This window comes from Colwellia sp. PAMC 21821, from assembly GCF_002077175.1.
Classification (GTDB): domain Bacteria; phylum Pseudomonadota; class Gammaproteobacteria; order Enterobacterales; family Alteromonadaceae; genus Cognaticolwellia.
The window spans coordinates 596512-620487 of record NZ_CP014943.1 but is presented as its reverse complement, the minus strand read 5'-3'; the positions used below and the strand labels follow the sequence as shown (position 1 = coordinate 620487).

Below are 23976 nucleotides of genomic sequence, written 5' to 3'. Positions count from 1 at the left end.
TTTTTTGTCCAAGTATGGATGTAACTCGCATTAAGTGATGCTAGTAGGCGCTTCTTTAGGGGGATGGCGTTCTTCGCCACATACAGCATAAGTATTTGGCACTTCATCAACAAGGTTTGGCTTTTGCACCAAAAGGTAGCTTGGCTTTCTAGGTGAGCTTTCACTTTGTTTATTTGCCCATGCCTCACGCACTTTATCTGCATGCTCTTTCCCGTATTTCACTTCAAATGCAGTGGCGACCATTTCGACACCAAAATCGTCCATCACCATTATGGCATTATTATGGTAGCCACTTGTGGTATCAAAATCTATATCTACCGTTAAAATTTTATTGTTCGGTAACACTAAATCAGCTTTTAGTTTAGCGATAACTGCACGATCTTCTTGGGCTTTTAATTGACTTAAGTTGGGTTTTTCACAAAAGTCATAAACGAGGTTAATGTCTTTAGTGACTCTGCTTTCTTTTCTCAATACTGACATATTTTATCCCTTTAGTTAGTTTTATTTTGGTTTGCTTTTTTTAATTACTCTATATTAATAGTGAGGAAATACTAATTTGTATTAATGTTATCATCCATCATTATATTTTTTTAGGCTAGTTTATATGCAGTGGATTGAGGTTTTAGAAAAAAAAGGTTACACCCAAATAGATAACTTTTTACCCAACAGCAGGCTGAACAGTTAAGAAAAAAAATAATAACCGTTAATCATTTTAAAAAGTGGAATTTACTCACTACGCCATACCGGCCACTTATGCATGTGAAAGATAAAATCTCAACCAGCATAATTGATAAACAAAGACATAGACAAGCAACTAAAGCTTTTAAACGTCGAAAATTTTCATTTTCCTTTTATCGTTCAAGTAATAAACATGCAAAGCAGCATGGTCAAGCATCTTTACATCAATATGTTGGACAGAAAGTGCTGACTTTATTGAAGCATCATTCTTTGATTAAAGGTGAATTACAAGATTCGTTTTTTGCCGCTTATAAAAAAGGCCAATTTATCAGTTATCATACTGACGGCAGTGCAGGGAAATATGCCTTTATTTATCAACTATCAACCGGTTGGCAACAAAAATATGGTGGCCAATTAGAGCTTTACCCTCAAAGAATTAAATTCTTTAAACGCACTATAGCCCCTAAATTCAACAGCCTGACTCTTCTGAAATTATCGCACCCAATGCCACATAGCGTTAAATTACTAAATAATCCTGCACATAAACATCGAATTACCATATCAGGTTGGGTAGAATAACCTAACGTCGATAAAGTTGTAAAAAAGCATTATGAATCAATTTGATTGTGTAGTTGTAGGTGGTGGAATGGTGGGGTCAGCGAGTGCGTTATCACTTGCTGAATTAGGGTTAAAGGTTGCCATTATTGAAAAAAGTGCGCCTGCTATATTTTCTCCTGAACAAGATTTTGACCTAAGAGTTTCGGCAATATCGCTCGCCTCGGAACAGCTTTTAAAACAATTAGATGCTTGGCAACAATTGCAACAATGGCGAATGTGTCCATATAAGCGACTTGGGGTATGGGAATTCGAGCAAAGCTATACTGAATTTAATGCCGAAGATATTCACCAAACGCATTTAGGGCATATTATCGAAAATAGGTTAATACAACTTGCCTTGTGGCAGAAATTGCAACAACACAGCAATATTACGTTATTGTGCCCCGAAACCTTAATCAACATTGAACAATGCTCAGCAGACGTTAAATTGACGTTATCGTCTGAAACTATCAGTGCTAAAGTTGTTATTGGTGCTGATGGTGGCAATTCTTTCGTACGCAAGCTTGCGAATATTGGTACTACGGGTTGGGATTACGCCCAATCAGCGATGCTGATCAATGTTCAAACAGAAAAACCCCAACAAGATATTACTTGGCAACAATTTTATCCCACAGGACCTCTTGCCATGTTGCCCATGCCAGGCAACTTTGCTTCATTGGTTTGGTATCATGATAAAGATGAAATTAAGCGCTTGTCGGCGTTATCTAATGACAATCTTGCACAAGAGATTTCGCAAAACTTTCCTGCACGCCTAGGAAAAGTAGAAGTCATCAATAAAGCGGCGTTCCCTTTAACACGACGCCATGCAAATCAATATCATAAAGGCCGTATCCTGTTAATTGGCGACGCGGCGCACACCATTAACCCAATGGCAGGGCAAGGGGTCAATTTAGGCTTTAAAGATGTTAAAGCGCTGCAGCATGTTATCGCCAAAGCAATTGGCAACGGAGAGTCATGGCATGAACCCAAGGTTTTAGCCAGTTATCAACAAAAAAGAAGAACAGATAACTTGTTAATGATGACCACAATGGATGCGTTGTATTTGTCATTTGGACACGTGTCGCCATTGGTTAAGCTAGCACGAAATGCGGGACTAATGATGGTAAATACTGTACCAAGCCTGAAAAACAAAGCATTAGCTTATGCTTGTGGCATATAAATATTAATACCAATTGAAATAAATAATCGATCATTTTAAGGTGGTTTAAATCGTCAATAACTGCGTTGTTTTCAATCACACACGCCCGCTATTACTCGACAATTGCTCCTGCATTGTTCTACTTACGGGTATCCATGCCCTAATCAATCAAACGCCTGCCTGCAGGGATAATGGTATGGACCCACTCCAACTTTATTTCCGGCCTCTTTAGGGCCAAAATGAAAGTGATAACAATCATTTATAAAAGCGGAGTGGATCAACATGAAGATTACTACAATCGGTTTAGACATTGCAAAATCAATTTTTCACATGTTCGCTGTGAATAAAAATGGGCGATTTGTAAAAAAGAAACAATTAAGAAGAAAACAAGTGTTGAGTTTCATGGCAACATTAGAGCCTTGCCTAATTGTAATGGAAGCTTGTGGCAGTGCGAACTACTGGGCGAGAAAATTTATTGAATTGGGGCACCAAGTAAAACTTATTGCGCCTCAATATGTAAAACCCTTCGTTAAAGGCAATAAAAATGATTATAACGATGCCGAAGGTATTGCAGAGGCAGCGCAACGCCCGACCATGAGGTTTGTGCCAATTAAATCGATAGAACAACAAGATATTCAAAACTTCCATCGACAACGTGAACGCATAAAGAAAGAACGTAAAGCATTAGCAAGTCAGATACGAGGCTTGTTAGGAGAATATGGCATTGTCATCAATAAAGGTATTTCTGCAATTCACAATGAACTGCCGGATATTTTAGAGGATGCGACAAATGAGTTAACGTATTTAAGTCGGGAGATATTTAATGAGTTATGGCTTGAATTTCAAGTCACAGAAGTGAAGTTTAAAGCGTGTGAAGTTCGCTTAAACACGATGAATAAAGAAAATGAAATATGTGTTCGCTTAGATGAAATATTAGGTATTGGGGCAATCACAGCTAGCGCTACTTATGCAGCGGCAGGAGATGGAAAAGACTTTGTAAATGGTCGACATTTTTCGGCATGGCTTGGGCTTGTTCCTGGGCAGCATTCAACGGGTGGAAAGGCCACCTTACTCGGTATAAGTAAACGCGGTAATAGTTATTTAAGAACACTATACATCCACGGGGCCCGGGCAGTATTAAGGCACAGTGAAAACAAAACTGACCGATTTAGTTTGTGGGCACAAGCGTTAAAATCCCGACGAGGACACAACAAAGCATGCGTTGCTGTGGCGAATAAAATAGCAAGAATGGCTTGGGTAATAATGGCGAAGGGGGAAAGTTATCGCCCGGCTATATAAATAAAGCTCAAAACTGAAGCAAGTTAGATTGGTTTCAGTGATGAGATAACAGTAAAACCCTTTTACTTCAGTTGCAAAAGATAAATTAATCGGATGGTAAGATAGTCAGACTGGCTTGCACAAAACCTGGTACCTGCATTGGCTAATAAAAAAGCCGGAGGGATGATGAGGAGTGTGAGCGCAAACAACCATCGGGGCCAGAAGGTAAAAATCCTTCATAAACAGGCCGGATATATGAGAGCAATGATTTTCTCTTACATAACGATTAAATGTCTTGCAAACGGAGTGGGTCCATATATGCAGGTACTTATGTTTAGTCTGGAACAATAAACATGTATTCTTGAACAATTTATCCTCGCTTAAAATTGGTCAATAACTTATTACATTTGGTATAACAACTAGATTCAATGATAATAAAGGTTGAAAATATCAGGTTGTGAAAATGAGATTAAATATAAGAACAAATAGCTTGGGTTTTGTGAAGCAGATAACAAAGAAGAGAAATAGATTAAAAAATGGTGCGGAAGGAGAGACTTGAACTCTCACATCTTGCGATACTGGAACCTAAATCCAGCGCGTCTACCAATTCCGCCACTCCCGCATTTTCAGGTAGTAATCTTGATGAACTAAGATTATTTAAAAATTTACTACATTAACTATAGAACATAAATAAAAGAAAGTGGCTGGGGTATGAGGATTTGAACCTCAGAATGACGGGATCAAAACCCGCTGCCTTACCGCTTGGCTATACCCCAACAGAATACTTCTATTTAATTAAGTTTGTAACATTGATGGACTTTCGAATAATACAGAGAGTAAAAGAAAGTGGCTGGGGTATGAGGATTTGAACCTCAGAATGACGGGATCAAAACCCGCTGCCTTACCGCTTGGCTATACCCCAACAATGTTACTTACTTTCTAACAAATATCATGATGATGAATGTTAGTAGAATGGTACGGGTCAAGAGACTTGAACTCTCACATCTTTCGATACTGGAACCTAAATCCAGCGCGTCTACCAATTCCGCCAAACCCGCATTTCTTCTATTTACTACTAAGAGTAAAAATGGTGGCTACACCGGGATTTGAACCTGGGACCCCATCATTATGAGTGATGTGCTCTAACCAGCTGAGCTATGTAGCCGTTCCATCTTGCCTCTCAGCAAGTGGCGCGTATTATGCAAATCTGATTGCGATACGTCAACCGTTTTTTATCAATTAAATAAGACTTTTTGCTTGTTTGGCTATTCAATGTGCAATTTGTCGGATATATGTGCAAAACTAACAGTCAAAGACAAACATATTTGTAAATATCACTGACAAGTTTGTTTATTTAAATTAGCGAACTTTATTTTATACGCTCGTTTGCTACTTTTGCGAGGTGTGCTGAATTTTTCTTTACCACGGCCAAATTATCACTCACTGTTTTGACGGGTAACTTACCTATTAAGTATTCACCAACATCTAACGCATTTGAGGTAGCAGCAAACTCGAGTAAATTTTCACCATTACATTGAACGTTATCAAAAATCGATCTTATTTTAAGATTATTTAATTTTAAATATTTACGTAAACGTTTTTTGTCGTTTATCGAGACATATTCACAGATACGCAATGACATGCTGTCATCAAAGGCTAAACTTTGTGGTGTGTAAGAAAATGCTATGGCGAGTACTAAAGATGCTATAAAGATAGTTTTCATATAATTCCTATAATAATTATTCTGTTGCTTAGAAAGTTTATCTGTAAAGTTAAACTTTGCCAGTTTTTTGGGTAAATGATTGAAAGCGTTAAATCATGTGCTTATTTAAATATAGTAAAGGTCATCGCAATGACTTTTAGCTAATACCTAACATCTAAATAAGTCATTAGACTGAGGTTTAAACAGGTTTAATGCTAAATACTGAGTGGCGTTATTAGTTGTTATCAAAATGAATGAGAAAGGAAGGATAGCGACTTTAAAACTGAGAAGCAGCAAAACCGCTGATTTTATTTTTTATCACGTATTTTTTATCTCCTGATGAACCATTTTAATATTTTTACGGGGAGATAAAGGAAAGAGAAAAGCAGGAATAGAGGGTTTTCTCTTTTTTAAGGCAAGTTGCGAATATAGCAACTTGCCTACTTATCAAGTGTTAAACATTAAATCTAAAATGAACTACGTCACCATCTTTAACACGATACTCTTTGCCTTCTAAACGCCATTTACCCGCTTCTTTTGCACCAGACTCACCGTTGAACTCGATAAAGTCATCATAGGCTACAACCTCTGCACGGATAAAGCCTTTTTCAAAGTCAGTATGGATAACACCGGCTGCTTGTGGCGCGGTAGCATTTTGTTTTACAGTCCAAGCTCTAACTTCTTTTACACCTGCGGTAAAATAGGTTTGTAAGTGCAGTAATGAGTAACCCGCATTGATAACACGGTTTAGACCAGGTTCTTCTAATCCCATCTCAGCCATAAATTCAACACGGTCTTCATCGTCCATTTCAGATAATTCACTTTCGATTTCAGCACAAACAGCAACAACGATTGCACCTTCTTTGTCCGCGATCTCTTGAACTTGGTCAAGGTAAGGGTTATTTTCAAAACCATCATCATTAACATTGGCAATGTACATGGTTGGCTTAATGGTTAAAAAGTTTAAGTAGGCAACGGCAGCTTTTTCTTCTTTAGTCAGCTCTAAAGAACGCACCATTTCACCTTCTTCGACATGTTTTAATATTTTTTGTAGCACGGGCATTTCAAACTTAGCTTCTTGATCTCCGCCTTTAGCTTTCTTGGCTAGACGAAAAATAGCACGCTCTGCTGTATCCATGTCTGATAAAGCTAATTCAGTATTGATGACTTCTATATCATCAATAGGACTAACTTTATTAGCAACATGAATAATATTGTCGTTTTCAAAACAACGCACTACGTGGCCAATAGCATCAGTTTCACGAATATTAGCTAAAAACTTATTACCTAAACCTTCACCTTTTGAAGCACCAGCCACTAAACCGGCAATATCAACAAATTCCATAGTCGTTGCAAGAACTCGTTCTGGCTTTACTATACTTGCTAAGGCATCTAAGCGTGGGTCGGGTACAGGAACAACGCCTGTATTCGGCTCAATTGTACAAAAGGGAAAGTTCGCAGCTTCAATGCCCGCTTTAGTTAACGCATTGAAAAGTGTTGATTTACCTACGTTGGGCAAGCCAACAATACCACATTTAAATCCCATGATGTTTACCTATAATGTTGTCGCAATAGTCATTATTGCGCTTTAAAAGAATGTAGACGATTTTGAGCTTTTTTAATATCGTCTGTTTGCCAAATTTCAAAACAGCGTGCAGCTTCGTCTATCGCTTGGTCAATTAAGTTTTGTTCGTTTGCAGGCGCTTTTCCAAGCACATGCCCAGTAACGCGATCGCGATGACCTGGATGATCAATGCCAATGCGTAACCGATAAAATTCTCTGTTATTAGCCATGCTCGAAATAATATCGCGCAAGCCATTGTGGCCACCGTGACCGCCACCTTGTTTGATTTTACAAACGCCGGGTAACATATCTAACTCATCGTGAGCAACGAGTATATCTTCAACGGGAATACGAAAAAAGTTGGCTAATGGTGCCACGGCCTGTCCACTACGATTCATAAAAGTGGTAGGTATTAGAAGATGAACTAATTGCCCAGCAATCAATCCTTTACCATATAGACCTGAATATTTTTTTTCTGGCTTTAGTGAAATGTTATAACGTGAAGCAAGTTCTTGAACGAACCAATCACCAGCATTATGACGGGTTTTACTGTATTCGGAACCTGGATTTCCTAAGCCGACTACTAACTGAATCGCCATCTAATAGTTTTCTCTTGTTGTTGAAACTTATGTTTATAAGCTCAAATACATTTAAAACAAGTACATTTAAAACTAAAAAGCTTAAAGGGCATGTCGTAAAACATTTCCCTTTAAGCTTATTCATTGTGAATAATGTTAACGATTACTCAGCTGGAGCTTCTGCAGGTGCTTCAGGTGCGTCTTCGTCTTCATCTTCAACTACAACTTTAGCAGCGTTTAATGTAACAACTGCTTGGTCATGATCTTCGCCTTTAGCTAGTTCGTCAGAAGTAACGCCTTTAGGTAAAGTGATATCTGATAAATGTAGCGTTTGACCAAGTTCTAAGTGAGCAACATCAATTTCGATGTACTCAGGAATGTCAGCAGGTAAACATGTAATTGCAATTTCATTCATATGGTGAGCCATAGTGCCACCAAGTTTCTCTGCTTCTTCTTCATTAAGGAAATGAATTGGAGCATTAACTTGTACAGCATTTTTAGCGTTAATACGTAAAAAATCTAAATGCATTACAACTTGCTTGAACGGGTGACGTTGCATGTCTTTTAAAAGACACTCAACTGGCTTGCCGTCAACGTTGATCGTTAAAACGTGAGAGTAAAATGCTTCTTCTTGTTGTGCACGGAAAACATTTTTGTGCTCTAACGTTAAAGAAACAGGCTCTTTGCCTTCACCGTATATAATTGCTGGAACTTTGTTCGCGTGACGTAGGCGGCGGCTCGCACCTTTCCCTAAATCTGTACGTACTTCAGCATCCAATGTAAATAAATCTGTCATGGTAATATCCATTATATAAAAAATTAAAAGTTGTTACTTTTTGCGACCAAAAGCAACCTGTTCCTTTTTCAACTTTATATTTACTAAGCAGTCAACTAAGTAACTTACTCAGCATAATTCGCTAAAAAAGGCGCAGCATGATAACACCCAAGCGGGGCGAGATCCATTACTTATCTTTAAATTTTACTTCAAGTGTTGGATGTAAATTAAACTACTGATTACTGGAATAGGAATTAACAAGTATAAAAAAAAGCACCCAAAGGTGCTTTTTTTATCAATACATTTTTCGCTTAACGCTTACGCATCAAACATTGCAGAGATAGACTCTTCGTTACATACACGACGAATGGCTTCAGACAACATACCACTTAAGGTCAGTTGACGAACATTACCTAGCGCTTTAATTTCATCTGATAATGGAATTGAATCAGTTACAACAACTTCATCAATAACTGAATTTCTTAAATTTTCAGCCGCATTACCAGAAAGTACTGGGTGAGTTGCATAAGCAAATACGCGTTTAGCACCGTGTTCTTTTAATGCTTCTGCTGCTTTTGCAAGTGTTCCGCCAGTGTCGATCATGTCATCTACGATGAAGCAATCACGGCCCTTAACATCACCAATGATATGCATAACTTGTGCAACGTTAGCTTTAGGGCGACGTTTATCAATAATGGCAAGATCTGCATCATCTAATAATTTAGCCACCGCACGAGCACGAACAACACCACCAATATCAGGAGAAACTACTACTGGGTTTTCAATGTTACGAGCCAGCATGTCTTCTAATAAAATTGGTGTACCAAAAACGTTATCCACTGGTACATCAAAAAAGCCTTGGATTTGTTCTGCGTGTAAATCAACCGTTAATACACGGTCAACGCCTACACTTGATAAGAAGTCAGCCACAACTTTTGCCGTGATTGGTACACGAGCACTACGAACGCGACGGTCTTGACGAGCATAGCCAAAATAAGGCATAACGGCAGTAATACGTCCAGCTGATGCACGACGAAGCGCATCAATCATCACGATTAGTTCCATTAAGTTATCGTTGGTAGGGGCACAAGTTGATTGAATTATAAAAACATCCGCACCACGCACGTTTTCAGTAATTTCAACACTAATTTCACCATCACTAAAACTACCAATCTTGGCTTCGCCTAAGGTGATATATAGACGATTAGCGATTTGTTTGGCCAGTTCAGGGGTGGCGTTACCCGCAAAGATCTTCATGTCAGGCACTGTCAGTTCCTCAGAAACTTTTGACATTTAAATTACGATACTGAATAAAACGGTAAGTTAAATATCAGCAAATTATTTTATTTTTGCCAGTTTTAATGGCATTTATATTAATTTTATCCGAACTTAATTGTCGTTTACTGCCGCAATTGCAGCATGTAAGGGCGATTGATTTAGTCCTTCGGCTACGAATGATTCTATACCTGTAGGTAGTAAAGATTGCACGTAGCACGCGTCATGTTTAGAGCTAAAACGTGAAAAGATACACGCACCAGTTCCTGTCATCTGGGACGGCGCGTATTCTATCAACCAAGCCAGTAGTTTGGCAACCTCGGGGTAGTGTTTTATTACCCAAGATTGACAATCATTGTGATAATTATCGATATTTTCATCGCTGTAGCGTATAGATGGCGTATCTCGCGTTAAATCTGCTGCCGTAAAAACACTTTGTGTAGAAATACTGCAATTAGGTTTAGAAACTAAGTACCAATAAGTTTTTGGCGAAGCCGGGGTTAGCTGCTCGCCAATTCCTTGGGCAAATGCGGCAAAGCCATGAATAAATATTGGCACGTCAGCACCCAATTTTAAACCTAGGTCAGCCAGTTGGGCAGTATCGAGCTTAGTTCGCCAGAGCGCATTAAGCGCTAGCAGCACGGTCGCTGCATTTGATGAACCTCCACCTAAGCCACCCCCCATAGGTAATCGCTTGTCTAGTTTAATGTCTACACCTTGAGTACAGTTGGTATAGCTTTGTAATAACTTAGCGGCTTTTACGATTAAATTATCGTCATTGTCAACGCCAGGGATTGGTGTCAGTAGCGTTATTTTTTTATCAACCGTGACATTAAATGCAAGAGTATCGTGATAATCAAGAAACTGGAAAACGGTTTCTAGTTGGTGATAACCGCTGTCCATTCGGCCGACAATATGCAAAAACAAGTTAAGTTTCGCCGGTGAAGGAAATGTAATGAAGGTTTTGTTATTCAAGGTCATCTCGTTAAACTACCCATGAATGTATGACAATTTTTATACTTAAATCGCCTTGCGTAATCGTTAGCTGTTTAGCCAATTGATATGGTCCAATGTGATGATATTTAGTGTATTTTATCAGCCAGTTTTCATTGTTATAACGACTCGTTAAAGACTCTGGAAGCAATGTTTTTGCATGATAAACCACCTTGTCTTCTGGTAAAAATGCTAAGCCTTTTAGCCAATGATTCATGGCTCGAGTGGGTAGGTTTAAGCCTGTAAGTTCATAGATTAAACGGTCTAAGTCCTGCGTATTATAATGATTGCCGCCAACTTCCAATGTGAAATTATCTTGCAGTTGATTAAGCTCTAATACTTTAATGCCAAATAACGTCGATAAATTTAACGACTCGGTTTTATCTGCAGCATTTTTCTGCCAATGCAGCGTAGCACTTTGGCGTTTTTGACTATTTATGAAGGCTATCTTTCCGGCTATGGTCCAGCTATTGAGTTTTGATACTTGTTTATTACGGCTATTGATATCTTGGTTTACTTGATTTTTATCGACTGGAATGTCGTTGATGCTACTACAAGCACTTAATATACCAACAAAAAATAGTGTAATGAGTCGTTTACTATACTGTTTACTATACATAGCATTCCTGTAGTGGTTGAAATGAAAAAGCTAGCCCAATCAAGTGAAGCTATAACAAATAATAAAAACATATAGCTTACATGCTTTCAATTGAAAGATATTTTACGTAAAATTATCGCGATTTTTCGTCGCAGATCATAGGTTTTTTTCAATATCTAGCAGATAATAAGATCAATTAGTCATTTAAGCTGTTAATTAAGCCGCAATATAACCACCAAATGCGTATAATATAAGCCGTAAGATGATTAATCATTCGCCGCAGACTTTGCCGGCCATTAAATTTTTTGGACTCAATATATTCATATGTCGATAGTTGCAGTAGGTATCAATCATAAAACCGCTCCGGTTGCTGTTAGGGAAAAAATATCATTTAACCCTGATAACTTGAGCTCGGCTTTGCAGGAACTGATCCTTTCAGTAGACTGCAAAGAAGCCGCGATTTTATCTACCTGTAATCGAACCGAGTTGTACATAGTGCAAGATGGTGATGTAACCCTGACGCAAGAACGTTTAGTGCGTTGGTTAGAACAGCATCATAATGTACCAGCGTCTACCATAACCCCAAGTTTATATTGGCATCAAGACCAACAGGCTGTGAACCACATGATGCGTGTTGCTTGTGGTTTAGATTCTTTAGTACTTGGTGAGCCGCAAATATTGGGGCAAATGAAACAAGCCTACAAACAAGCCAAAGCTGCAGGCTCGATGGCGTTAGTTATGGACCGCCTTTTTCAACGTACTTTTGGTGTGGCTAAACAAGTTAGAACTGACACCGAAATTGGCGCAAGTGCTGTGTCTGTTGCTTTTGCCGCCGTTAATTTAGCAAAACATATATTTGCTAGTTTAGACAAAACCCGCGTTTTGCTTGTCGGGGCTGGAGAAACCATTGAGTTAGTGGCTAAGCATTTATACGAAAATAATGTTGGTCATATTACGGTAGCTAACCGAACGTTAAGTCGCGCTGAAAACATGGCGAAACAATTTGGTGCCGATGTTATTACACTGGCGCAAATTCCAGAAATGATGGCCAGTGCCGATATAGTGATCAGTTCAACAGCCAGCACTTTACCCATTATTGGTAAAGGCATGGTAGAAAAAGCCTTAACGAAAAGAAAGCACCGTCCAATGTTTATGGTTGATTTAGCTGTGCCTCGTGATATTGAAGAGCAAGTATCAGATCTTGAGGACGTATTTCTTTACACCGTTGATGACTTGCAAAATATTATTACAAAAAACTTAGATAATCGTCGTAAAGAAGCGGTTATGGCTGAAGGTATTGTTACGGAACAATCCTCTAGTTTTATGTCATGGTTGCGGGGATTAAACACTCAAGATACGGTGATTTCATATCGTAAACAGTGTTTAGATAACCGTGATCAATTGCTCGAAAAAGCCATGCAACAATTAGCCGCCGATAAAAACCCTGAAGCGGTAATTGCCGAACTTGCTACTAAGTTAACCAATAAATTTATGCATGCGCCGACAAGTGCAATACAGTCTGCCGCGCAAGGTGGAGAACTAGATAGGCTTGTGTACTTGCGAGACATTTTCAACATAGAAGATAAAAAGTAGCCTTTAATTTATTCAATTGCGTAAATAAGCTATGAATAAATTAACTGTCGCTAACCCCACACCCGTTGTATCTCATAGCTAAGCTCTTTATATTGCTCGATTGCAACCCTATTTAGTATAAATTACCCGCTTAGTGGAATATAATGCGCGGGTAATTCATCAATTATTGACTATATAAGATCATTTAATGAATAAATCTGTTTACCAAAAACTTGAGATACTTGTCGAACGCTTTGAAGAAGTTCAAGCGTTATTGTCTGATCCTGAAACTATTTCCAATCAAGAAAAATTCCAAGCTTTATCAAAAGAATTCTCACAATTAGAAGTGGTCACATCTGCTTTTCATGCTTATCAAGAAGCGGAAAATGATTTTGCTACGGCAGAAGAAATGCTCAAAGATGAAGACCCTGATATGCGTGAAATGGCGCAAGAAGAGTTTAAATCGGCTAAGAAAGCGGTAGAAGAAATGACTGGCGAGCTGCAAGTGTTGTTATTACCTCGTGACCCTAAAGACGATAATAATTGCTTTGTTGAAATTCGCGCAGGCGCAGGTGGCGATGAAGCCGCTATTTTCGCTGGTGACTTATTCCGTATGTACAGTCGCTATGCTGAAAAGCAAGGTTGGAAAATCGAACTAATGAACTCCAACATAAGCGAGCAAGGCGGCTTTAAAGAAATTGTAGTTAAGGTTAATGGTGTTGGCGTTTACGGTCAAATGAAGTATGAATCTGGTGGTCACCGAGTACAACGTGTACCAGAAACAGAATCACAAGGTCGTGTGCATACGTCTGCTTGTACTGTTGTTGTGATGCCTGAAATTCCAGAGTCACAAGCGATTGAAATCAATAAAGCTGATTTGAAAGTAGATACCTTCCGTGCGTCAGGAGCAGGTGGACAACACGTTAATAAAACCGATTCAGCTATTCGTATTACCCATATTCCAAGTGGTGTGGTAGTTGAATGTCAAGACCAACGCTCGCAGCATAAAAACCGTGCGCAAGCTATGTCAGTTTTACAAGCGCGCTTACAGCAAGCGGAAGATGAAAAACGCCGTAGTGCCGAAGAGTCTTCTCGTCGTAACTTAGTGGCGAGTGGCGATCGCTCTGAACGAATTCGTACGTATAACTTCCCGCAAGGGCGTATGAGTGATCATCGTATCAACCTAACACTTTATCGTTTAAACGAGATCATGGAAGGTAATTTACACTTGATACTTGAGCCAATTATGCAAGAAAGCCAGGCTGACTTATTGGCAGAGCTTTCAGAGCAGCATTAGTGATTGAATCAGAACATGGGCAAGGGTTATCGGTTGAGCATTTATCATCGATGACCATGGCTAAATTAATTACTTTTGGCGAGCAACTTTTGTTGCCTCATTCTGACAGTGCTAAATTAGATACTGAGCTATTAATTTGCTTTGTAATTGATAAATCACCGAGTTTTTTATTAACGTGGCCTGAGCATAAGTTGTCACTAGAGCAAACTACGCAATTTGCTGAGTTATTGTCGCGCAGATTTCAGGGCGAACCCATCGCCTATATTGTTAAACTGCGCGAGTTTTGGTCATTACCATTACAAGTGTCTCCCGCCACCTTAATACCTCGTCCAGATACCGAAGTGCTGGTTGAACTTGTATTGTCTCATCACGATTTCGCAAGCTTAAACTGTTTAGATTTAGGCACAGGTACCGGTGCCATCGCGTTAGCTTTAGCGTCGGAGCGACCTCAGTGGACAATAGAGGCGGTTGATTTTAGTCATGATGCCGTAGCGCTTGCCATTAGCAACGCCAATAATTTACATCTATCAAAGGTGAATATTTATCAAAGTGATTGGTTTAATGAGGTTTCTCGTGAGAAGCGCTTTGATATTATTGTCAGTAATCCACCGTATATCGATGAGCATGACTATCATCTTAATGAAGGTGATGTTATGTATGAGCCGAAAACCGCACTAGTTGCAGCGGATAACGGCTTAGCTGACATTAAAATTATTGCTAGCCAAGCATTAAACTTCTTAAAGCCTGGTGGATTTTTATATATTGAACACGGCTTTGAACAACGTATTGCTGTACAAGAAATTTTAACGAATTTAGCTTACAGCGAAATTGAAACAATAAAAGATTATAGTAACAACGACCGAATTACTTGGGCTTGTTACTCAGTATAAATAACAATTTGATTAAATAACAAAAACAATAAACTTAAAGGAGTTCATCATGCTTAAACATTTACATATGACCGTTGCCGTGATCAGTATCTTACTGTTTACCTTTCGTTTTGCTTTAACATTAGCTAATTCAAATAAATTGTCATTGAAATGGCTGAAAATTGCCCCACATATTATCGATACCTTACTGCTGGGTCTTGGTATTGCTTTAGCGATTAAACTGTCGATAAATCCAGGTGAACAATTATGGTTAGCCGAAAAAATATTAGCCGTATTTGCTTATATTTTTACCGGTTACTACACCCTTAAATTAGCGCGAAATCGTACCATGCAAATTATTGGCTTTTTGGGTGCTATAGGTTGGATAATGCTGATTGTGCGTATCGCCATAAGCAAGGAAACCGTATTTTTAGCTGGCTTATAAGCCGTTAAAATTAAGTATTAAAAATTAATAGAGTATGCATGAACGAATTGTTGTTATCAGAGATTAAATCTGAAAAAAATGAATTACTACAAACTTTTTTATTAGTCGAAGAGTTTATTTTTGGCAAAAAAACGGCTGTTCAAAGTGAATTGGATGAACTGGTGGCTTATTGCCAAGCTGAAACTGATGAAATAGAAGACCCAATTGAGCGTGCAGAGGTATTGATAAATGCCTTGTTTGTTGATCAACTTTTTATTGATAATCAGCAACAAAATTGGCCTGTAATTTCACATCAGACATCAACTGCGTTAGCACATAAACTGATCTCACCGATCTTGAAAGCGGTGCTTATTGCTTATGTAGCGAATGCCTGTGATTGTAAAACTGACATTGTTTTTGTCCCTGAAAAAGCCATGTTGAGAATTATATGCGATGACAATTATGCCATTATATTTGATCCTGTAACGGGTGAGTCGCTAAATTGGCATGAGCTAGATGTGCGTATGAATGAGATTTCAGGCGACCCATTTGAAGTAACACTCGATATAATGAAGCAAGAAAGCTTAGTGTTGGAACATATCACCAGTCTTAAAGCTGCTTTTATACGTGAACAGGCTTACGATGATGCGTTAAAGTGTGTTGATATGCTCTTAGCGCTTAACCCAAATGACCCATTTGAACGTCGTGACCGTGGTTTTTTATTACACCAATTAGACTGTTTCAAAGTGGCTTATGATGACTATCAATACTTTGTTGAGCAATGCCCAAAAGATCCAGCTGCACAGCTATTGAAGCTGGAACTAGATAAAATTTCAATTTCAGATACGATATTACACTAATAAAATTTTACCTGTTTAAAAAATATAAAAATTAACAACAGCGTAAATTGTAAAAATTAAAAGGAAAAATAATGCAAGATACAGTTTTGGCTAATGCGCCATTGATCACGAACGATGCCACCGTGCTCGGCATTTTAGCGCTAATTTTAGGTTTTGTTTTTTATACATCTAACAGCCAAAGCGCGGCTTGTCGTAAATTCTATAAATATGTTCCAGCACTGTTAATGTGTTATTTACTCCCATCACTATTAAATACTTTTGGTATTGTGAGTGCTGATGTTAGCCAAGTTGATGAAGTAGCAAAATATTTTCTCTTACCTGCTTGTTTAGTGTTGTTAACGCTTAGCATAGATATTAAAGCGATTGCTGGCTTAGGCAGTAAAGCCATTATTATGTTTTTAACTGGTACGGTTGGTGTGATTATCGGTGGACCAATCGCCTTATTAATTGTTTCAGCAGTATGGCCTGAGTTAATTGGTGTTTCTGGTCCTGATGCTGTTTGGCGCGGTATGGCAGCTTTAGCGGGTAGTTGGATCGGTGGTGGCGCAAATATGCTCGCCATGAAAGAAATATACGGTGCTGACGGTAAAATATTTACCATTATGGTAACGGTTGATATTGTTGTCGCCAATATTTGGATGGCATTTTTACTTTATATGGCAGCAAACCATAAGCGTATTGATGCAAAAAATGGTGCAGATACATCAAGTATTGACCGTTTGATTGAAAAAGTTGAGGCCGAGACTCGCGAGAATTCAAAACAGCCTGAGCTGAAAGATTATATGCTTATTTTAGCCGTTGGCTTTGGTGCCGCCGGTTTAGCACATTTAGCCGCTGATTATTTGGTACCATTTTTTCAAAACAATTATCCTGAACTAAAGAAGTTTAGTTTACACAGCAAATTATTCTGGATTATTGTTTTAGTAACCAGCATCGGACTTGCTCTTTCATTTACGAAAGTGAGAAAGCTAGAATCGGTGGGAGCTTCAAAAGTTGGTAGTAGTTTTCTTTATGTTTTAGTCGCAACTATCGGCTTGCATATGGATATTACACAAATTGTTGAAGCACCTAAATATATGGTCATTGGTTTAATTTGGATGGCAGTACACGTCATATTATTGTTTGCTGTGCGTAAATTTATAAAAGCACCGGTATTTTATTTAGCGGTCGGCAGTAAAGCTAATATTGGTGGTGCTGCATCTGCTCCGGTCATTGCATCGGCATTCCACCCGTCACTTGCACCTGTAGGGGTTTTGTTAGCCGTTTTTGGCTATGCTTTAGGTACTTATATGGCATGGTTGTGTGGCCAATTGTTAAGAATTGTTGGCAGCTAAAGCAGCCGCTAATCTATAGATAAATTTGGAAATATTATGACTAAGCAATTAATTTCACTGGGCGATATTGATATCGCAAACGATAAACCTTTTGTATTATTTGGTGGCATGAATGTGCTTGAGTCGCGCGATTTAGCGATGACTATTGCCGAGCATTATGTTGAAGTAACTCAAAAACTCAATATTCCATATGTATTTAAAGCTTCGTTTGATAAAGCTAACCGTTCGTCAGTCAGCTCTTATCGTGGCCCAGGCTTGGACGAAGGTTTAAAGATTTTTGAAGAAATTAAATCGACGTTTAATGTACCAATTATTACCGATGTACATGAAATCTATCAGGCTGCACCGGTTGCCGAAGTTGCTGATATCATTCAGCTACCAGCATTCTTAGCTCGTCAAACTGATTTAGTCGTAGCTATGGCAAAGACTGGTGCGATTATTAACGTGAAAAAACCACAGTTTCTTGCTGCTCATGAAATGCGCCATATCATCAACAAATTTGCTGAGTCAGGTAACGAAGATATTATTCTTTGTGAACGCGGTAGTTGTTTTGGCTACAATAATTTAATTGTTGATATGTTAGCCATGGATGAGATGAAAAACTATGCCCCTGTTATTTTTGACGCTACTCATGCTTTGCAGCAACCTGGCGGAAGAGCAGACTCGGCAGACGGTCGACGTGCTCAAGCTGCACAGCTAGCACGCAGCGGTATGGCGATTGGTATCGCCGGCTTATTTATCGAGTCACACCCTGATCCATTAACCGCGAAGTGTGATGGCCCTTGTGCATTACCGCTGGATAAACTTGAACCGTATTTAGCGCAAATGAAAGCAATTGATGATTTAGTCAAAGGTTTTGAACCACTTATCACGGGTTAAAAAGTCAAACTGAGATACCGGGAGTTGTAGACTAGGAGTTAATTTTCAACTTTTATAACATCACTGTCAGTAGATGATTCCAGTTTCAAAAATAAAAAAGGCGCTAATTAGCGCCTTTTTTGTTGGTGTTGCTTTACTTAAATAAAGCAACATTCATCAACCATTTTAGCTTTTATCTAAATGATGAAAGTCGATATCTTCAATATTTTTACCGGCATCTGGATCGTTAAATACGGCTTCGTCGAATTGCTTTTCAGACTTACCAACAATAACGGTCACCATACTATCACCGGTAACATTAACCGCGGTTCGCGTCATATCTAATAAGCGGTCTACACCAATAATCAATGCAATACCTTCAACAGGTAAACCTACTTGCTCTAGCACCATAGCTAACATAATTAAGCCAACGCCTGGCACGCCTGCTGTACCAATTGACGCTAAAGTGGCTGTTAGTATTACCATTAAGTAATCAGAAAGCGTTAAATCTTGGCTAAAAACTTGCGCGATAAATACCGTGGCAACACCTTGCATTATCGCAGTGCCGTCCATGTTAATGGTGGCACCTAATGGCACGGTAAATGACGCTATAGAGTTCTTAACACCCATTTTTTTAGTCGTTGTTTCTAACGTAATAGGTAATGTGGCATTACTACTTGAAGTCGAAAAAGCAAAAATGGCGGTATCGCGCATTTTCTTTAAAAAGATTAATGGGTTTAAGCCAGTAAGTAGTTTTAGCAAAACAGGATAAGTGATAAAGGCATGTAATAACAATGCAGCAACGACCACCATGAAGTATTCGATTAAATTGCCGAAGGTGCTTAACGATACATCGGTAAACAAACCCGCCAATAAACAAAATACGCCATAAGGTGCAATGTTCATTAATATAGTCACCAGGCGCATAACAACAACGCTCATATCTTCGAATAAAGCGGCAACGCGATCACCGGCTTTACCTGACAACGCGATAGCGATACCAAATAATAAGGCAAAAATAATGACTTGCAGCATATTGCCTTGAGCAAAAGCAGCAAATGGATTACTTGGGAACATTTGAATCAATACTTGCGCTAGCGACGGAGCTTCTCGGCTGGTAAAGGTTGTGCCTGCTACCATGTCAACTCCTTCACCTGGGCTAACAAGTAAAGCTAAACTCATCGCAAAACTAATGGCAATAGCGGTTGTTAAAAGATATAGGCCAATAGCCTTGCCACCAATTCTACCGAGTTTAGTGGTATCTTTTAGCGAACAGGTGCCACAAATTAAGGATACGAAGACTAAAGGCACCACTAGCATTTGCAGACTAGAAATAAATATTTGCCCGATAACTTCAAAAACACCATCAACAAAAAAGCCGCGCAGTGAAAAATCAAATAGATATAAAGGAATGACAAGATCTGAGCCATCTGGCATTAGCCATTGTAAAATTGTGCCAACGAGAATACCTGCCACCATGCCGGTAACAATTCTAGTCGTTAAACTTGCTTGCTTTTTTTCAGCCATATTTTTCTAGTTTTAATGTACGATGCCTTATTATGTTATTGCGACGAACAGAAATCAAATGTTAAAGCTTTAGTGGGCTTTGATTTTATGAGATTAATTTAGTCACTGCTTTGTTTGTGACTAAATTTGAGCACTAACAAAGAGGTTAATGGCTGATTGATATTAATCAGCGCATTAAAACCACGCTAATCTACTAACATAAATTTAGCGGTACTCTCATATTCAATGAATATTTCCCTCCTAACCATAGATATAACTTGTGATCTAAAGCTATTTTCTTGCCGATAAATTGTCTACATAATTAATGAATTACCCTGTTATCCTTAGGAAAACGAACAGATTACTAACCTTAGAAGCCAGCTATTTTCAATTAAATATGTTTTTTTTGTTAATCACTGACCTTTTTAGAAAAATTCGGTTAAGATGGAATAAGTTGATAAAAAATTACCAGGGAGATGCTTTTTATGGCGCTACTTCAACGCTTTAGTTTAATTTTACTGTTTGCAACCTTAGTCGGTTGTGGCGGTAGTAGTGGTGGGTTCACCGAATCCACAGATGGCAGCGGCGATGGTAGTTCATCAGACGCTATAACGGTTTCTTTAGAAATTTCGGATAAAAACCTTACACAAGCGACACCTCAAACGCTAACAGTAACCGTCATGCAAGGTAGTACACCGCTATCAGATAAGTTAGTTACTTTCACTGTTAGCAATATAGATTTGGTCAGTTTTAGTACCGACATAAATACAAGTAGTACTGATGCAGATGGTAAAGCTGAAATAGGCTTGCTCGTTGGTGTTAGTAGCGGTGATGGTTCAATCACGGCGACTGTCGATGGTGTTGACTCTAATTCCATAACGTTCAAGAGTGCAGGTGACGGTGGTGCTGCGGGTGTTCCTGTTGCTAATGACATTAGTTTATTTGCCAGTAGTCAGCAAATAGCATCTAGTGGTAATGAAGACGTCCAGTTAACTACCATCGCAAAAGATATAAATAATAATCTTGTTGCAGGAGTAACTATTACCTTCAGTTCAACTTCAGGGCAGCTTGAAATTATTAATTCTGTTACTGGTGCTGATGGGCAAGCCAATGCAATATTAAAAACGAATAATGAGCCTACTAACCGTGTTATTACAATAACTTCTAAAAGTGGGCAAGTAACCGATACCCTTAATGTTCAAGTTACTGGAACTAGTATTAATTTAACAGGGTCGTCGTCGTTAGCTATTAATGACAATAATAGCTTTTTTATCCAAGTTTTAAATTCAGAAGGTGTTGGGATACCTAATGCCAAAGTTGATTTATCTTTGATGCCTCCAACAACAGGTGATGTGGCAGCAATTACAATCGTCGATTCTGTTACTACCGATATAACTGGTCAAGCAAACTTTGTTGTAACAGGAACAACTGGCGGTAAGAATTCGATAGTGGCTAATGCTGTTGGAGTGACAACTAATCATGATGTGACGGTTCAAGCTGATTCATTTCTATTTAGTAGCTTTAACAATGGTCAAGGGACTGTTACACCGGGAACTAACGCTTTACCTGATGTGTTACTATCCAATAATGCCACAATTGAGCTTACTTGGATGCAATCAAATACAGCAATTGCAGACGGTACTATTGTTAATTTTACCTCCACACGAGGCACGTTAAGTTCAAATTCTGCATCCACTGTAGATGGAAAGGTTGAGGCAATAATTAGTTCAACTAACGCTGGGAAAGCTCTAGTGACAGTTACAGGAACACAAGATGGTATTACTTTAAGTAATCAGCTTGAGTTTGAATTTGTTGCCGAAAGCGTTAATAGTCTATCAACTCAAGCCTCGCCTAGCTCGATTGCACCAAATGGGGATACCTCAACCATTTCTGTTGTTGCAAAAGATCTTAACGGTAATCTAGTTAAAGGAAAAACAATTGAATTTACCTTAACAGATACTAGCGGTGGGAATATATTGCCGGCAACTGCAGTTACAGATAGTAATGGTAGTGCTAGCACAGTTTACACGTCAAATTCAGTGTCTGCGCAGGATGGCGTGTCAATTATTGCGACAGTTCAAGATACACCTTCACAAACAGATTCTGTAACTTTGACAGTTGCAGATCGAAATTTATTTATTACTTTAGGAACAGGAAATGAATTAATTGAAGTGGATAGTGCAACATTCAATAAGCAATATGTTGTATTTGTCACAGATGTAGATTCAGCTTCTCCAGCAAAGAATACTGTTTTAACAGTATCTGCAGTACCTAAAAGTTACAGGAAAGGGCGCTGGATAAAATTGTTGGATGAACAAGATGAATTTGATCAGTGGGGAGCTGAAGTCAGCACAACGTGCGACAATGAAGATTTAAATATTGATGGCGTTTTAGATGTAGGGGAAGATATTAACGGTGATGGGCGCTTAACCCCTGGCAATGTTGCAGCTGTACTTGGAGAAGTTACAACAGATGACCAAGGTAGTGCTTTAATTGATATTAAATACCCACAAAATTTTGGTGCCTGGGTAAATATTAATTTAATTGTTAGCGCAAAAGTTGGCGGTACTGAAAGCTCACAACAAGTGGTTTTTGTTTTGCCTGCATTTCTGGTAGATGTGCTGAATGAAGATGCGCCGCCACCTTCCGGTACAAGTCCATTTGGTAATTCAAACAATTGTTCGGACAGTAATTAATTCGTACTATTTATGAAAAAAGCCGTTCTTTGAACGGCTTTTTTTTGAGCAAATATTACTAAAAATATTAATTAATATATTTAACTCACTGCTACTTGTTCATTTCTTCAATCAAGAACGCTGAAATCTCAGCACCTGCTGCAAGCGTTCTATCACGGCTTACTTCGCCTAAACCTGTGCTATCGGTAAATGGTGCTATTTCCATCATGTCAGCGCCAGTGATTGGGCATTGAGCCGCTACCGCACGTAATATTTGCATTGACTCGTTAGGTGATAAACCATCTGGCTCAGGTGTGCCTGTAGCCGAGGCATAAGTTTCATCAAGCGCGTCAATATCAAAACTGACGTAGACTTCGTCTACTTTATCGTCTTTTAATTGTTTGATTATTTTTGCAATTATCGCTTCTACGCCTTGCTCTTTAACTTCATGCGCCCAATGTTGCTTAACGCCAAACGTGCTTTCCCAATGTGATTTAGGTTTGCCACTTGAGCGAATGCCTATTTGGATTAAGTCACGACGATCGGTTAGGTCGTCTAAAATATGGGTACACCATGAGCCAAAGCATAAGTCGATACCCAAGCGTTCAACTAATAAGTCAGTATGTGCGTCAAAGTGAATAATTGCCGCACGTATGCCTTGCTTTTTCTTCGCTTGTAAATACGCTTTTGTTAATGGATAGCTGACCGAATGATCACCACCTATGCCAAATATGCCTTTCTTAGGGAACTCAGCATAAAAGTCATGTAATACATCTTCCGTGATTGTTAATGGACTAACAGGGAACGGGCTATTCTCATCTTGATAAAGTGCTTTTCGACAATTGGCAATGGTGGCTTCGTTAAGGTATTTATCATGTAACAAATGTGGAATAACGCGCACGTCGCCTAAATCAAAAGCATTTAAGTCAGGGTATTGCTCTAATAACGTTGAGCGAACAAATAAAGGTCCCCAGTTTGCGCCACGTAAAATTCCGCCACCACAATCTGAAGCAATGCCGAGAATCACCGCGTTAGTCGATTCAGGCAGTTTTTCAACGCTTTGTTGCCATAGTGACTCTATATCGTGTGATTGGCCAAATAAGGCGTTGTGCAAACGCTCCTTGCGTTCTTTTGCAGTGTTAACGGTAAAAACGCCGTTACCTGGTGGGCATAAGCATTGATTAATTTTATTTTTAAAGGTTGACCATGAAGCTGTCATGTATATTCTCTTCCTATTAATAGGCATTGAAATTCACTAAAATGAACGCAATCTACCTGGAGTGATTGTAAAAAATTGTTATTACAGGTGAAAAACTGAAGTTATTTCTCTCTCAGCCCTTAAGTTTTGCTAAAAAGTCGATTATGATGGCGCCGAAAAATTCGC

21 protein-coding genes and 5 tRNA genes are annotated in these 23976 nt (G+C 38.8%); 11 read left to right on the top strand and 15 right to left on the bottom strand.

What is annotated here, in order from left to right; translation table 11 throughout:
- Positions 1-30: 30 nt before the first annotated feature.
- Complete coding sequence (locus A3Q33_RS02570) at positions 31-480, bottom strand: hypothetical protein (protein WP_081178566.1); 450 nt, start codon at positions 478-480, stop codon at positions 31-33.
- A 279-nt stretch (positions 481-759) separates the two neighbouring features.
- Between A3Q33_RS02570 and A3Q33_RS02565 the strand changes: the two genes are divergently transcribed.
- From A3Q33_RS02565 to A3Q33_RS02555, 3 genes are all read left to right on the top strand, one after another.
- Positions 760-1257 (top strand): 2OG-Fe(II) oxygenase family protein, encoded by a 498-nt coding sequence (locus tag A3Q33_RS02565; RefSeq protein WP_196798036.1) that lies wholly within the window; start codon positions 760-762, stop codon positions 1255-1257.
- A gap of 31 nt (positions 1258-1288) precedes the next feature.
- On the top strand, positions 1289-2455 hold the full coding sequence (locus A3Q33_RS02560; RefSeq protein WP_081178564.1) for an FAD-dependent oxidoreductase: 1167 nt from the start codon (positions 1289-1291) through the stop codon (positions 2453-2455).
- 261 nt (positions 2456-2716) lie between these two features.
- Complete coding sequence (locus tag A3Q33_RS02555; RefSeq protein ID WP_081178562.1) at positions 2717-3733, top strand: IS110 family RNA-guided transposase; 1017 nt, start codon at positions 2717-2719, stop codon at positions 3731-3733.
- A 516-nt stretch (positions 3734-4249) separates the two neighbouring features.
- On the opposite strand, the gene A3Q33_RS02545 is transcribed toward A3Q33_RS02555, so the two are convergent.
- From A3Q33_RS02545 to lolB, 12 genes are all read right to left on the bottom strand, one after another.
- Positions 4250-4334, bottom strand: a tRNA-Leu gene (locus A3Q33_RS02545).
- 79 nt (positions 4335-4413) lie between these two features.
- Positions 4414-4488: transfer RNA gene (locus A3Q33_RS02540), tRNA-Gln, on the bottom strand.
- A 71-nt stretch (positions 4489-4559) separates the two neighbouring features.
- Positions 4560-4634, bottom strand: a tRNA-Gln gene (locus A3Q33_RS02535).
- 51 nt (positions 4635-4685) lie between these two features.
- Positions 4686-4770, bottom strand: a tRNA-Leu gene (locus tag A3Q33_RS02530).
- Positions 4771-4800: 30 nt separating this feature from the next.
- A tRNA-Met gene (locus tag A3Q33_RS02525) sits at positions 4801-4877 on the bottom strand.
- 204 nt (positions 4878-5081) lie between these two features.
- Positions 5082-5435, bottom strand: a complete 354-nt coding sequence (locus A3Q33_RS02520; protein WP_081178560.1) for a DUF3718 domain-containing protein — start codon at positions 5433-5435, stop codon at positions 5082-5084.
- Positions 5436-5868: 433 nt separating this feature from the next.
- Positions 5869-6960, bottom strand: a complete 1092-nt coding sequence (ychF, locus tag A3Q33_RS02515; RefSeq protein ID WP_081178558.1) for a redox-regulated ATPase YchF — start codon at positions 6958-6960, stop codon at positions 5869-5871.
- Positions 6961-6992: 32 nt separating this feature from the next.
- Positions 6993-7577 (bottom strand): aminoacyl-tRNA hydrolase, encoded by a 585-nt coding sequence (pth, locus tag A3Q33_RS02510; RefSeq protein WP_081178556.1) that lies wholly within the window; start codon positions 7575-7577, stop codon positions 6993-6995.
- 142 nt (positions 7578-7719) lie between these two features.
- On the bottom strand, positions 7720-8352 hold the full coding sequence (locus A3Q33_RS02505) for a 50S ribosomal protein L25/general stress protein Ctc (protein WP_081178554.1): 633 nt from the start codon (positions 8350-8352) through the stop codon (positions 7720-7722).
- A 297-nt stretch (positions 8353-8649) separates the two neighbouring features.
- Positions 8650-9597: a ribose-phosphate pyrophosphokinase gene (locus tag A3Q33_RS02500; RefSeq protein ID WP_108455350.1), complete on the bottom strand. Its 948-nt coding sequence runs from the start codon at positions 9595-9597 to the stop codon at positions 8650-8652.
- A 123-nt stretch (positions 9598-9720) separates the two neighbouring features.
- Positions 9721-10587, bottom strand: coding sequence for a 4-(cytidine 5'-diphospho)-2-C-methyl-D-erythritol kinase (gene ispE / locus A3Q33_RS02495; protein ID WP_081178552.1), 867 nt, complete (start codon positions 10585-10587; stop codon positions 9721-9723).
- 4 nt (positions 10588-10591) lie between these two features.
- Positions 10592-11218 (bottom strand): lipoprotein insertase outer membrane protein LolB, encoded by a 627-nt coding sequence (gene lolB, locus A3Q33_RS02490; RefSeq protein WP_081178550.1) that lies wholly within the window; start codon positions 11216-11218, stop codon positions 10592-10594.
- Between the two features lie 303 nt (positions 11219-11521).
- Between lolB and hemA the strand changes: the two genes are divergently transcribed.
- The 7 genes from hemA (at position 11522) to kdsA (ending at position 18432) form a co-directional block, all read left to right on the top strand.
- A complete protein-coding gene (hemA, locus tag A3Q33_RS02485) occupies positions 11522-12790 on the top strand; it encodes a glutamyl-tRNA reductase (RefSeq protein ID WP_081178548.1) in 1269 nt (422 codons plus the stop codon).
- 187 nt (positions 12791-12977) lie between these two features.
- Positions 12978-14066, top strand: a complete 1089-nt coding sequence (prfA, locus tag A3Q33_RS02480; RefSeq protein ID WP_081178546.1) for a peptide chain release factor 1 — start codon at positions 12978-12980, stop codon at positions 14064-14066.
- A gap of 50 nt (positions 14067-14116) precedes the next feature.
- Positions 14117-14956, top strand: coding sequence for a peptide chain release factor N(5)-glutamine methyltransferase (prmC, locus tag A3Q33_RS02475; RefSeq protein WP_286160904.1), 840 nt, complete (start codon positions 14117-14119; stop codon positions 14954-14956).
- A 49-nt stretch (positions 14957-15005) separates the two neighbouring features.
- Positions 15006-15380 carry a SirB2 family protein gene (locus A3Q33_RS02470; protein ID WP_081178544.1) on the top strand — a complete coding sequence of 125 codons (375 nt, stop codon included), beginning with the start codon at positions 15006-15008 and terminating at the stop codon, positions 15378-15380.
- Positions 15381-15418: 38 nt separating this feature from the next.
- Positions 15419-16219, top strand: a complete 801-nt coding sequence (locus A3Q33_RS02465) for a SirB1 family protein (protein WP_081178542.1) — start codon at positions 15419-15421, stop codon at positions 16217-16219.
- A gap of 71 nt (positions 16220-16290) precedes the next feature.
- On the top strand, positions 16291-17553 hold the full coding sequence (locus tag A3Q33_RS02460) for a DUF819 family protein (protein WP_081178540.1): 1263 nt from the start codon (positions 16291-16293) through the stop codon (positions 17551-17553).
- Positions 17554-17589: 36 nt separating this feature from the next.
- Positions 17590-18432, top strand: coding sequence for a 3-deoxy-8-phosphooctulonate synthase (kdsA, locus tag A3Q33_RS02455; protein WP_081178538.1), 843 nt, complete (start codon positions 17590-17592; stop codon positions 18430-18432).
- A gap of 165 nt (positions 18433-18597) precedes the next feature.
- Here kdsA and A3Q33_RS02450 read toward each other — a convergent pair whose 3' ends face one another.
- Entirely contained in the window at positions 18598-19938 is a 1341-nt protein-coding gene (locus A3Q33_RS02450; RefSeq protein WP_081178536.1) for a dicarboxylate/amino acid:cation symporter, read from the bottom strand.
- 464 nt (positions 19939-20402) lie between these two features.
- On the opposite strand from A3Q33_RS02450, the gene A3Q33_RS02445 reads away from it, so the two are divergent.
- Positions 20403-22613 carry a beta strand repeat-containing protein gene (locus A3Q33_RS02445; protein WP_081178534.1) on the top strand — a complete coding sequence of 737 codons (2211 nt, stop codon included), beginning with the start codon at positions 20403-20405 and terminating at the stop codon, positions 22611-22613.
- 91 nt (positions 22614-22704) lie between these two features.
- Here the strand turns inward: A3Q33_RS02445 and A3Q33_RS02440 are convergent, their stop codons facing one another.
- Positions 22705-23811: an arginase family protein gene (locus A3Q33_RS02440; protein ID WP_081178531.1), complete on the bottom strand. Its 1107-nt coding sequence runs from the start codon at positions 23809-23811 to the stop codon at positions 22705-22707.
- Positions 23812-23976: the final 165 nt, after the last annotated feature.